Source organism: Sphingobacterium sp. lm-10, assembly GCF_023554555.1.
Lineage (GTDB): Bacteria > Bacteroidota > Bacteroidia > Sphingobacteriales > Sphingobacteriaceae > Sphingobacterium.
Genome location: NZ_JAMJWC010000001.1, coordinates 2,015,617 through 2,027,903, shown reverse-complemented (window position 1 = coordinate 2,027,903; position 12,287 = coordinate 2,015,617). Strand labels below are relative to the sequence as shown.

Here is a 12,287-nt window from a genome sequence, read left to right as displayed (position 1 = left end):
TCGCTATTACGATAATATTTTGTTCCATATACTTGGCATACGTAGATATTTTTTCTGTAAATATCGTTGTATAGAGCAATATCTGTAGAACATAAAAAATAACACACCTCTAAAATACTATGTGCGAACTATAGTAGAATAAATAAAAAGATAACATTACACCTTTAACCTATAATAATAATGAAAAAAATCAATGTAAACACATTAAATCTACATAGTGTAGGTTTATTGTCGAGAAATGAAATGAAAAATATCTCAGGAGGAGGATTTTATCGATGTACCTGTGCCGGCACTCCGGCAACGGCAGAAACCTTTATCATCAATATAACAGGTGAACCATCGGACGATCAGCTTAGAGATATTTGCAACTACGCACATGATCGTGGGGATAAATGTGAAGGGGAGTTTGTATTATAATTTCGGTGATCACGAGTCGCTATTAATCATCATTTAGGTTGATACCTATTCAGCTTTATTGCGTATTTTATACCATAGATCCGTATTATAAGTGAAAATGCGGGGTTGTATAAATAGTGCTTCTGTAAATAAGCGACTATTTTCATCTTAAAAAAATGGGAGGTAAATCACTATCTTCCATTTTAAAGGAAGCTTAAGCATTTTCGTGATGCGTCGGAGAAACAATAAGTTTGGCATGAACGAAATTGATGCGCTGTTAAAGCTTTAGTAAGAAACGTTTTTGATCTCTTCTGAGACGGTGGCATGAATATCTACTTTACTTCCTTTCGGTGACCCATCCCGAATTCATTACGGCAGTCTGAAGACTGTTCATTCGGTCGATTTTTTGTTATCGAATAGCCTTGCAGTAGTGTTCTGTGATATTTTCTAATATTAAGATCTAATTTTTAGGATTTTGAACGTAATCTTTTAAAGCCATTTGATTGTATTGTAGCGTATAGTAAGGGTTATACGTTTCTTTTGGAGAAGTACTTATTAACTTTACCAATAACCCGTTATGACTTATGCTTAAAAATATAATCATCATTTGTCTGTTGATCTTTGCCTCTTGCAACAAGCAAGATATTCATTCTAAAGAACAGGATGAGCTACTGCTGCAACAGAACCTGGCGAAGATTCTGGAAATAGCTAATTCAGTGCCCTGTACAAATCCCACTGACTGGAAGTATATCGCGCTTGGACAAAAAGCATGTGGAGGCCCTAAGTCTTATATTGCTTACTCAGTCGCTATAGACACTGCCGCTTTTATTAAAATGGTTATGGATTATAATAGGGCTGATGGTACTTTTAATGTAAAATACGGAGTGAATTCGGATTGTGCTTACGCGATACCTCCGCAAGAGATAATCTGTCGTGATGGAAAGGCACAGCTTCTATATAAAGATACTCATTATTAGGGCTAAACACTAAGGTTTGAATGCGATATTTCAATTTTAGCGTGGGGTTTTCTATTATCAGGATAGTACTTTAGCCATTAATTACTTTCGCCTAAGCGTTAATACCGTAATTTCCGGCCACACACCAATTCGTCCTTTTAAGCCGTGGTAACCAAAACCTCGGTTTACATAGAGGTATTTTCCTTCACTCTCATATAAGCCTGCCCATCTACTATAAAAGTACTGGATAGGACTCCATTTAAATCTGAACGTATTTAGATATCTAAAAGTGATGGATCATCATGTTTCATTACTTTTTTATTCTTCCAATATCTATAAACAAATAGGTGTTTTGCTAACTAGAAATAAGATATTATTTTTCCTTTTTTCCATATAACGTTTGAAATTCAATAACTGCGTGAAAATTTCAAAACTATTTCTATATTTGCGGACCAAATCAATTTATTATGAAGAAGAAAATCGCGATTTTAGTTGCGACATTCCTTGTGCAATGGGGTTTTGCACAAACTTATGACGATGGTTCATTAAAGGCAAAAAAGGGAAATTTTTTGACCGAATTAAACGTCAATCCATTTAAGGCTAACCTTAGCTTAAACAATTCCCTTAATCAAATCAAAGGTCGGTATTTTATTAAGGATGATTTGGCGTTACGCTTAGGAGTGTCTGTCAATGTGGTAGACTCCACAGGGAGTTACGGATCCCCATACGGCTCTCAAAGTTATTTTATTTCTACCTCTACAAAGCAAAGTTCTACCGATTTCAACTTCGGTATAGAAAAGCATTTCCGTGGTACAAATCGCCTATCTCCTTATATCGGTGTAGATGTCAGTTGGGGTAGACAGCGGTCCCGAAATAATGTAACCACTAATGCAAGTACTGTAGACGTTAAAAATGGCTATTTAGAACTCATGCCTGTGTATGATAACAATGGTTATGGCAATCACTTTACTTTGACACCCGACGGATACACGCGCTTCGGTGCTATGGCGATTGCAGGATTTGATTTCTATATGGCCAAAAGCTTTTTCGTAGGCTATGAGTTTAATCTCGGATACAGCAATTTCAAATACAAAACACCAGAAGTAACCGGTTTGGGCGACGACAGCAGAGGCATATTTAATTCAATCAGCAATAAAAGTGTGACAAGCTTTAAGCCATCGTTGATGAATGGGATAAGAATTGGATATACTTTTTAAAGCCTAAGTAAATGAAAAATATAATTAGATTAATTGTACTGGCGACTGCAGTACTTCTTGCCGGGTGTGAGAAAGAAATTTTTTCTGCACCAGAGACCCAAACTATTAAAGTTGAAGTGTTGTCTACCACATCTGCGAGCTTTAGGGCAAACATTTCAAGCCTGGGTACAGACCAGATTGTAGACCATGGTTTTTTGTATGGATATACAGCGGACCTTAACGAGGCAAATAGTGAGAAAATTTCTTTAGGAAAGGAAGTGGTGTTAGGGGAATTCTCAACCAACGTAGACGACCTGATTCCTAATACTTCAAGAAACTATACGGACAGAATTTTTGTAAAGTCTTATGTGAAGGATCAAAGAGGTACGGTTTATGGTTCCACGATTACCGCCATGCTTCCTGTGCCTACCGCAGGCAGGATAACTCCTGCTCAGGCAAGTGCTGGCGATACGGTGCGTATAAGTGGTAAGTTTTTTTCTCCTAATATTCTTCGTACAGGAGTGGTTATCGGAGACAAATCAGCCGCAGTTGTGTCTGCATCGGATACGCTGATTACCGCTGTAGTACCATCAGGAATCTCTGGCAGTCACGGTTCGAATGTGCCAGTAGTCATAAATCTGGGTGGCACCTCTACGTCAAATTACCAGGGTATTACGGTTATTGCCAGATTTACTGATTTTATGCCTAAAACAGGTCCGGTAGGTACGGTTGTAACTCTGCAAGGTGATAACTTGCCGCAGTATTATTCGAGTAATATGGGGTTGACGGTAAAATTAGGCGCTGAGAACCTATCGTTAAATTGGGATAGTAAGTTTTCTGTGCCATTTAGTGCTGCTATTGAATCACCGCTGACGATTACGATGAATGGTCGTGTGCATGAACTGCCAGGAAAATTTACCGTGACGCCGCCAGAGATTGTTTCTTTTGGATCTAATGCCGTTTTTGCAGGCCGCCAAGCTATAATACAATTGAATAGTAGCGCAATCGCTAGCCCAAACACTAATGTGGGTCGACCACAGGTGAAGATCGGATCAGGATCTTATATAGATGTATCTTGGTATAATAGGGAAGTAATTTTTACAGTTCCTACTAATACCCCCGAAGGAGATCATACCGTTTACTTCAAAGTGGGGCCACATGAAATCCAATCACCGACAAAATTGAAAGTGGTTGGATACAGCGTAACTAGCTTCAAGCCCGCTGTTGGCGCGGTTGGCACCAGTGTAGAGATAACGGGTACTTTTATCGCTGGAGAGTACTACACGGTTTACTTTGGTTCAAGAGGTGTTTCCGGTTATGCAAAGTCGTCTAGCATTGTAACCGCAGAAGTTCCCTCCGGTGTTGACTTAGGCAAATTGAAAATATCTGTGCAGACATCTTCCGGCAGGATAAGCGTCCCAGGAGAGATGGAAATTCTTGGTCCGTCACTTACTTCTGTTTCTCCTTTATCCGGCGTACCCGGTACAAAGATAACGATACGAGGAAGCGGATTTAGTGCAAGCTCATGGAACAATTATGTCTCTTTCGGATGGAATTATGTAACACCTGAAGTTATTGATGGAAATACGATGGTAGTTTATGTGCCATCCAATATAGGTCGGGGAGGCATGACTTTATCGGTCGTTATCGATGGTCAGACGTTGACATACAAAGATAACTTTACCATTTTGTAGTCCAATCTAAACGATAGGTCTATTGGTGAAAACCCTTCGCTAAGGTTTGAATGCGATATTTCAATCCTAGCGAAGGGTTTTCTGTTTGAGCATGTCGGTGTGAGAAGGTAATAACTGCCTTATCTACGCCTAAGCGTTAATACCGTAATCTCCGGCCACACACCAATTCGGCCTTTCAAGCCGTGGTAACCAAAACCTCGGTTTACATAGAGGTATTTTCCTTCACTCTCATATAAGCCTGCCCATCTACTATAAAAGTACTGGATAGGACTCCATTTAAATCCAAACAACTCGATGCCGAATTGCATGCCGTGTGTATGCCCAGCGAGCGTCAAATGCACATGCTGCTCTTTATCAATACTCACGTTGTCCCAATGAGAAGGATCGTGCGACATCAATATTTTAAAGATCCCATTAGGAAGAGAAGCGGTTGCCTTGCGCAAATCGCCATATTGTTGAAAGCCCTTCTTTCCCCAGTTTTCGACCCCCACCAAAGCGATTGATTCACCGTCTTTTTTTAGGAGATCTGCTTGATTCAAGAGAAGTCGAAAGCCCATTTCCTGGTGCACCACTTTTAACCTTTCCAGGTTGGCGATTTTAGCTGTTTGGCTTTCCCACTGTATATAATCTCCGTAGTCATGGTTGCCTAACACCGAGTATTTACCATAGGGCGCATGTAACTGAGAGAATGCTGGAATCCAAGGATCCATCTCAGAAGCAGCATGGTTTACCAGATCACCTGTAAAAAGGAGGAGATCACTTTTCTGTGCATTGGCCAGGTCGATGCCCTTTTGTACTTCTTTCGTGTTCGTAAAGCTACCGACATGGATGTCTGAGATCTGAGTAATGGTAAAGCCGTCAAATGCTGCAGGTAGATCTGTAAAATATAATGTTTCTCTGCGTACGCGATAAAAGTGTCTGCCTCGGGTTAGTCCAAAGATGACTACCAGCAATACCGCTAAAGCGATGAACAATACCAGTTCGCTTACATATACGCTTCGGGCGGGAAATCCGCGAAAAAGACGTGAAAGATCTTCCAGCAGGAGTAGTGGCGTAGAAAATAGTTTAGGAATGGCCAGCGATAATAAGATTGTTAACATTGCAGTCAGCAGGCGCTGCGAATGGCGGACTTTTCTTCCAGCGAAAAATACCCCCAGCATCCCAGAGATCAGTAATACATCAACCATCCAGTACGCCAAATGGATATACCTATTTTTTGTCACCGTAACTACTGCTTGGTAAAAATAGATATCCACTACGAGGAAAAGTAGCAAGAATAATAGGAGTCTTCTGGCCATGTCGATTATTTTATTGATCAAAAAAAGCCGAGCATCAAATGCTCGGCTTCCTAATATACGTTATAAATCCGAAGACGAATTATTTCGCTAATTCTTCTGCGATTGCGATACCAATTTCAGCTGGAGATTCTACCACGCGAATTCCACATTCTGCCATGATTTTCATCTTAGCAGCAGCAGTATCATCAGCACCACCTACGATTGCTCCAGCATGACCCATACGGCGTCCCGGAGGCGCAGTTTGTCCAGCGATAAAGCCAACGACAGGTTTAGTACCGTGCTCTTTAATCCAACGGGCAGCTTCCGCTTCCATGCCACCACCGATTTCACCAATCATGATGATGCCTTCTGTTTCTGGATCGTTCATCAACAATTCAACGGCTTCTTTAGTGGTTGTGCCAATGATTGGGTCACCACCGATACCAATAGCAGTAGTAATGCCTAATCCAGCCTTTACAGTTTGATCTACGGCTTCATACGTTAAAGTACCTGATTTAGATACAACACCTACATTACCTTTTTTGAAGATGAAACCAGGCATAATACCGATTTTTGCTTCTTCTGCCGTGATAATACCCGGACAGTTTGGTCCGATAAGACGAGAATTCTTATCACTTAGGTATGATTTTACTTCAATCATATCTTTAGTGGGGATACCTTCAGTAATACATACAATTACGCCAACACCAGCAGCTGCAGCTTCCATAATCGCATCTGCTGCAAACGCAGGAGGTACGAAGATGATGGATACATTTGCTCCAGTCTCATCTACGGCATCTTGCACAGTGTTGAATACGGGACGATCAAGGTGTTTTTGTCCGCCTTTTCCTGGAGTGACACCACCTACCAAATTGGTTCCGTACTCGATCATTTGAGTAGCGTGGTACGTTCCTTCGTTACCAGTGAACCCCTGTACAATAACTTTAGAATCTTTATTGACTAATACGCTCATTTTTCAGTTTTGATTTTGCCTAGCAAAGCTACTATTTTGTCGGGACTTCTGAAAACATTGCTTTGGGCATTTTATATTATTTCTTATTAAATTTTATCTTGGAGATAAAGTCCCACAAAACAATACCCATCGTAACGGAGACGTTAAAGGAGTGTTTTGTTCCAAACTGTGGGATTTCCAGGCAGGCATCGGAGGCACTGATAACTTCTTCCTCTACGCCATGCACCTCGTTGCCAAATACGAAGGCATACTTCTTTGTGTGTTCCGGTGCAAAGTCCTGCAGTTGTACGCTGCCAGATGCTTGTTCTACAGAAAGAATACTATAACCTGCAACACGTAATTTTTTAACCGCTTCGGCTGTGGTGGGTTCATGCGACCACGCGACAGATTTAGTGGCACCCAAAGCTGTTTTCTCAATCTCCCGGTGCGGAGGTGTACCTGTTATGCCACATAATACGACCTGTTCTACATTCAAAGCATCTGCCGTGCGAAATGCCGAGCCTACATTATGCATGCTCCGCACGTTGTCCAGAACCAGTACCACAGGCAATTTATCTTGCTGCTTAAACGTGTCAATATCTACTCGGTTTAACTGTTCAAGGGATAATTTTTGCATGATCCAAAAGTAAGGAGTATTATGAAAAGATAAAAAGATTTTGAATATTGGATAATCTATGTTATTTTTGCATTCCAAATTCAGTACAGAAATAATAAAAATACTATAGCTAAGATGGCAAATCATAAATCATCGATCAAAAGAATTAGATCAAACGCTGCGAAGCGCCTGAGAAACCGTTACCAAGCAAAAACGACACGTAACGCAATCAAGAAACTACGTACGACTACTTCTCAGGAAGAAGCAAAAGCTTTATTGCCTCGTGTAATTTCTATGCTGGATCGTTTGGCAAAGAAAAACGTTATTCACAAGAAAAAAGCTTCTAACAACAAGTCTAAATTGACGAAATTCGTTAATAAGTTAGCGTAACTTTTAGCTTTTTTATAAGATAAAAAAGGGTGTATTTTCATACACCCTTTTCTTGTTTGTCGGCCAGCTAATCAGATCAGCAGTTACTTCTTTTTCTGCTGAATATGTTTGACGATACGTTCAATATCTGCCGGACTATCTTTGTAGGCGCTTAGATCATACAAATCCACCTTTCGGAAATCTATCGGATGACTTTCGCTTTGTAAATAAATGTATCCGCCGGTCAGGGCTTTTCCATCCTGTTTTTGTTTTGGATCATACGGTTCTACGTTATCACCCCCTATCTGAGTTTTGGAATAAGCCATCACCACATTATCTTCCAAAATATGCTGTATAACCGAATCACCGAGTACCAAAAAATCAGCGGTTACCCATTGATCGCCGTGGTAAGTTTTTGAGGTAGAGTTGATGCAATGCGCTGTATATAGTTTTTGATCAATAACCACATGGGTACCTGGGGTGCAGAGATTAGATGTAGTACGTGTGGTGGTACCATCACCTCCTAAAAATTGTCCTTCAACAGAGATCGGGAAATCTTGATCTTTCAGCATTGTTTCTGGTTTCTGCCCATGAAGCATTACCCCCGAATTTCGCCAAGCCCAGCCTTCTCCACCTTTTGCTTGTTCGTCTACAAAACGGTACTCTATACGTAAATAATAATAGCTATAAGGCGTGTTGTATCCAATATGTCCATATTGCTGATTGAAATCTTCATAGCCATCATAGCGTACTTTCAGTAGGCCATCTTCGACTCGAAACGTGTTGGCATAATTGTCACCGACCTTATGCAGACGAATCTTGGGAGTCCAATCGTTCATGTCTTTTCCGTTGAATAGGGTAATGACTTCTGGAATAGAGTCTTGGGTGGTGGTCTTTGTTTTGGAGGTGCTTTGCATGTTACACGATAGCAAAGCAGTCAATCCGGCGAGCATAGCGCCCATTTTAAGCTTCATATAATGGTAGTTTAGTTTAAAAATTATATAATTGATTCTCTGTTTTTGACATATTCACTGGGGCGAACACCTACAATCTTAAAAAAAGTATTGCTAAAAGTCGGTAAGCTGCTGTAGCCGACCCGAGCGGCTACTTGTTGTACGCTCATTTTTTCGTTTAACAAATATTTCAGTGCGGTTAACATTCTCAAGATGGTATAGTACTGTATAAAGGACATGCCCAGATCTTTTTGGAACAATCGTGCCAATGTACGTTCGCTAAAATGGAATTTATTTGCCAGATCCTTAAAGCTGATTAGTTCGGATATATGTTCTTCCAGAAACGAGACCATTTCACGTAGTTTCGTGTTTTTTGGATAAGGCAGTGATAAGGATAAGTTAGAACTTGACAGTTCTGGCAAGAGCAGTTTAAAGGCCTTAGCTATGGTGTAGTTTTTCTTATCTTCTGGAAGTATATGACCATTCCATCGATTCGTATACATGATCAACTCCATCAACAAATCGTTGACGGGGTAAATGCCTACCTGGTTAAAAAAAAGACCATCCGTATCAAAGCTTGGAAAATAGAGATTACGCATGATAACTTCTGGACTGCTGGGGTGAATACTGTGTTTCACACCCGCTGGAATCCAGATATAATGTCTGGCTGGTAGGAAATACGATTTTTCAGCTGTTTTGAGGAAGACCATGCCACCCTCCGTGTATAAAAACTGTCCCTTTCGATGGTCGTGTGTGTCGATGAATTCTTCCCCCATTACGGCATGATGACAATAAATACTATTTAAGTCGACATCTACTTCGGTTATGTAGTATTTATTCACGTAGCTGTTTGTCATACGATGGGTTTTAATAGGCTTAAATATCCCTTTTTTAGTTGAAATTATCAAATAACACCGTGTTGCGTAGTAGGAGCTATGGCTAGGTATGTTATCTGGTATCCGATCTAGTCAAAGTGTTATCGTAAGGTGTAATTCGCGATTTCAAGAGTGGTATTTGCGTAGTAATTGCGTAAATTTATGTGATCCCATACGGTTTGTAGAGCACGAATAAAGGGGAATAAAAAATGTCATAATATAATACACGATGATAGAGCGAATAAGACTCGAAAGTCTTCGAGATAAAGTAATGAGTGCTGAAGCCGCTGCGGAGTTTATCCAGGATGGTATGATCGTTGGTGCCAGCGGATTTACCAAGGCAGGGGATAGCAAAGCCGTATTGCCGGCATTGGCAGAGAAAGCAAAGCGAGAGCCATTTAAGATTACCTTAATCACGGGAGCTTCGCTCGGTCATGACACTGATGGGAAGCTGGCTGATGCCGGGGTGTTAAGCAAGCGCATGCCCTTTCAGGTGGATCGTGCCTTACGCAATAAGATCAATTCTGGCGAAGTACTGTTCATAGATCAACACCTGAGTGAGAGCGCCGAACTGTTACATCAACAATTGAGACCCGATGTTGCGGTGATCGAAGTTGCTTACATTGATCGGGATGGAAGTATTGTTCCTACCACATCGGTAGGCAATTCTGTCGCATTTGCTTCTCTAGCAACAAAAGTGATTTTGGAGATTAATACGGCTGTGCCGGAAAATGTATATGGTATACATGATATCTATCAGGCGGAAAACTATCCTCATCGGAATGTGATTCCCATTGTCGCTCCATGGAACAAGATTGGTCGAAAAACTATTGCACTCGATCCGAGTAAAGTGGTGGGAATTGTTTTTACAGATATACAAGACAGCCCCGCAGATATTTCGGATCCTGATGAGAAAACATCTGCTATCGCACAGCATATTCTCGAATTTTTTGAAAACGAAGTGCGTATTGGTAATCTAACAGATCGCTTACTTCCTATACAAGCGGGCATCGGAAAAGTGGCCAATGCGGTATTAATGGGTTTTAAGAATAGTAATTTTTACGATCTGACGATGTTTTCAGAAGTCTTGCAAGATAGCACCTTTGATTTAATCGATAGTGGTACGTTGAGCTTCGCATCTGCCTCTTCTGTTACCGTGTCTAAAGATTGTTATGATCGTGTATTTGGAAATTTGCAACGTTATCGAGACAAATTTGTCCTGCGTCCGCAAAATATTTCCAATACGCCGGGGCTCATTCGCCGATTAGGCGTTATCGCTATCAATACCGCGATTGAGTTTGATATTTATGGCAATGTAAATTCCACACATATTGGTGGGACTAAAATTATGAATGGTATTGGCGGGTCGGGCGATTTCGCGCGCAACGCCTACCTCAGTATTTTTGTGACGCAGGCCGCATCCAAGAACAATGTGATCTCCCATGTACTCCCTATGGTATCGCATACCGATCATACGGAGCATGATGTTGATATTCTGGTTACCGATGTAGGTTTGGCCGATTTGCGTGGATTGGCGCCGCGAGAGCGAGCACAAAAGATTATTGACAACTGTACGCATCCAGATTACCGCGAAGAGTTGCAATCTTATTTCGATCGGGCTTGCGAGCGCGGAGGGCATACACCGCATTTGCTAGAGGAAGCATTTAGCTGGCATCTGCGATTTCAGGAATCTGGTAGCATGAAAGAGAAAATCTAGTTCCATTAAAAAAGGTCTTGAATAACATTCAAGACCTTTTTTAATACCTATCATTAGCTCAAACTAGCGCGCACGTCCTGGCAAGTAGATTTGAAAACCTACACTTACACCTAAACCGTTAGCACCGCCACCTGAGTTAAGGTTAGCTTTGCTGTAGTTGTATCCTAACGTGGTTTCCAATGCTACGTTACGCGTAATAAAGTGCGCATAACCACCAGCAATACCTGCTTCGAAGGAAGCTCCGCTACCAATTGAAGATCCACCGATACCTACGTTACCATGGCCAAAGAAACGGCCTGTTGAACTTGATCCTTCTGGGAAATAATAACGAACAAATGGTGCGATACCATAGTTCCATACATTGTCTCCTCCGCTAACTGTTTGTAAACCTAAAGCTGCTTGCGCACCAATAGCAATACCGTCAGAAATAAAATAACCCGCACGTGGATTCAATTGGATGTTGAAATTTTCACCTTCAAAGCTATAACCAAGGCTACCTACGGAACCACCTACCATCCAGTTACCTTGACGGATTGGATCCATGCCCACATTCTCAGAAGTTTGAGGTAGAGTTTCCACACGCTGAGCGAATGAACCAAAAACAATACCTAATGCGAATAAACCAGATAATAAAACTTTTTTCATAATATACAAATTTAGTTACGTTTCACAAGTATGCAACTACTATGCCACATTATGTAGCTTTCTTTCTAAAGGGAATAAATAATCTCTTAACGCAATAAAGATCAAGTAATTTTTAAATTTTTAGACTGTTATTTTTGCTGTAGGAGTATGGCTGTTAACTCTGGAATCGATGTGTGTAATTGGTCAACCGCGATGTGTGCTTTTTGATAATGTGGCGCCCGTTCATCGAGTTTTTCAGTAATAAATTGCAGTAGTTTATCTCCTGTTAAGCCTTTTAATGCAGGGCGTTTATTGACGTCTGAGGCATTCAGTCGCGCCCATAGTGATTTTGGACTGTGCTCCAAATACACCACTGTGCCATGCTGTACAATCCAGTCCATATTGTCATAAAAGCAAGGAGTGCCACCGCCTGTTGAGATGACGACATTTTGAAGAATATTTTTCTTAAGGAGCTGACTTTCAACTTTTCTAAATTCTTCTTCCCCATATAAGGAAAAATAAGCGGGTATAGTCATGCCTACGTGTTCTACTAACTGCTCGTCCAAATCAATAAAAGTTCGTTGCAGTGCCTTCGCTAGTTTCTTGCCCCAGGTGGTTTTGCCACTACCCATAAAGCCCACAATAAATATCGGTTTAGACAT

General features: G+C 40.9%; 13 protein-coding genes. 6 read left to right on the top strand and 7 right to left on the bottom strand.

Translation table 11 applies throughout. From position 1 onward, the window contains the following. Positions 1–180 precede the first annotated feature (180 nt). The 4 genes from M8998_RS08260 to M8998_RS08245 all read left to right on the top strand — a co-directional run bounded on the left by M8998_RS08260 (position 181) and on the right by M8998_RS08245 (position 4,242). Complete coding sequence (locus M8998_RS08260) at positions 181–417, top strand: hypothetical protein (protein ID WP_249992098.1); 237 nt, start codon at positions 181–183, stop codon at positions 415–417. Positions 418–980: 563 nt separating this feature from the next. Further along, positions 981–1,373 (top strand): hypothetical protein, encoded by a 393-nt coding sequence (locus M8998_RS08255; protein WP_249992097.1) that lies wholly within the window; start codon positions 981–983, stop codon positions 1,371–1,373. Positions 1,374–1,819: 446 nt separating this feature from the next. Then, positions 1,820–2,569 carry a BT1926 family outer membrane beta-barrel protein gene (locus M8998_RS08250; RefSeq protein WP_249992096.1) on the top strand — a complete coding sequence of 250 codons (750 nt, stop codon included), beginning with the start codon at positions 1,820–1,822 and terminating at the stop codon, positions 2,567–2,569. A gap of 11 nt (positions 2,570–2,580) precedes the next feature. Next, entirely contained in the window at positions 2,581–4,242 is a 1,662-nt protein-coding gene (locus M8998_RS08245) for an IPT/TIG domain-containing protein (protein ID WP_249992095.1), read from the top strand. A 119-nt stretch (positions 4,243–4,361) separates the two neighbouring features. Here M8998_RS08245 and M8998_RS08240 read toward each other — a convergent pair whose 3' ends face one another. From M8998_RS08240 to M8998_RS08230, 3 genes are all read right to left on the bottom strand, one after another. Further along, positions 4,362–5,540: a metallophosphoesterase gene (locus M8998_RS08240; RefSeq protein ID WP_249992094.1), complete on the bottom strand. Its 1,179-nt coding sequence runs from the start codon at positions 5,538–5,540 to the stop codon at positions 4,362–4,364. Positions 5,541–5,619: 79 nt separating this feature from the next. Beyond that, complete coding sequence (gene sucD / locus M8998_RS08235; protein ID WP_249992093.1) at positions 5,620–6,492, bottom strand: succinate--CoA ligase subunit alpha; 873 nt, start codon at positions 6,490–6,492, stop codon at positions 5,620–5,622. A 76-nt stretch (positions 6,493–6,568) separates the two neighbouring features. Continuing rightward, entirely contained in the window at positions 6,569–7,108 is a 540-nt protein-coding gene (locus tag M8998_RS08230; protein ID WP_249992092.1) for an RNA methyltransferase, read from the bottom strand. 114 nt (positions 7,109–7,222) lie between these two features. On the opposite strand from M8998_RS08230, the gene rpsT reads away from it, so the two are divergent. Further along, complete coding sequence (rpsT, locus tag M8998_RS08225) at positions 7,223–7,477, top strand: 30S ribosomal protein S20 (RefSeq protein WP_249992091.1); 255 nt, start codon at positions 7,223–7,225, stop codon at positions 7,475–7,477. Between the two features lie 83 nt (positions 7,478–7,560). Here the strand turns inward: rpsT and M8998_RS08220 are convergent, their stop codons facing one another. After that, positions 7,561–8,430: a 3-keto-disaccharide hydrolase gene (locus tag M8998_RS08220; protein ID WP_249992090.1), complete on the bottom strand. Its 870-nt coding sequence runs from the start codon at positions 8,428–8,430 to the stop codon at positions 7,561–7,563. 23 nt (positions 8,431–8,453) lie between these two features. Then, the gene (locus M8998_RS08215) at positions 8,454–9,266 is read right to left on the bottom strand and encodes an AraC family transcriptional regulator (RefSeq protein ID WP_249992089.1); all 813 of its coding nucleotides are present in this window, start codon (positions 9,264–9,266) and stop codon (positions 8,454–8,456) included. A 247-nt stretch (positions 9,267–9,513) separates the two neighbouring features. Between M8998_RS08215 and scpC the strand changes: the two genes are divergently transcribed. Next, positions 9,514–11,001 carry a succinyl-CoA:acetate CoA-transferase ScpC gene (scpC, locus tag M8998_RS08210; protein ID WP_249992088.1) on the top strand — a complete coding sequence of 496 codons (1,488 nt, stop codon included), beginning with the start codon at positions 9,514–9,516 and terminating at the stop codon, positions 10,999–11,001. A gap of 63 nt (positions 11,002–11,064) precedes the next feature. Here the strand turns inward: scpC and M8998_RS08205 are convergent, their stop codons facing one another. After that, positions 11,065–11,646, bottom strand: a complete 582-nt coding sequence (locus M8998_RS08205) for a hypothetical protein (RefSeq protein ID WP_249992087.1) — start codon at positions 11,644–11,646, stop codon at positions 11,065–11,067. Positions 11,647–11,774: 128 nt separating this feature from the next. Further along, entirely contained in the window at positions 11,775–12,287 is a 513-nt protein-coding gene (locus tag M8998_RS08200) for a shikimate kinase (RefSeq protein WP_249992086.1), read from the bottom strand.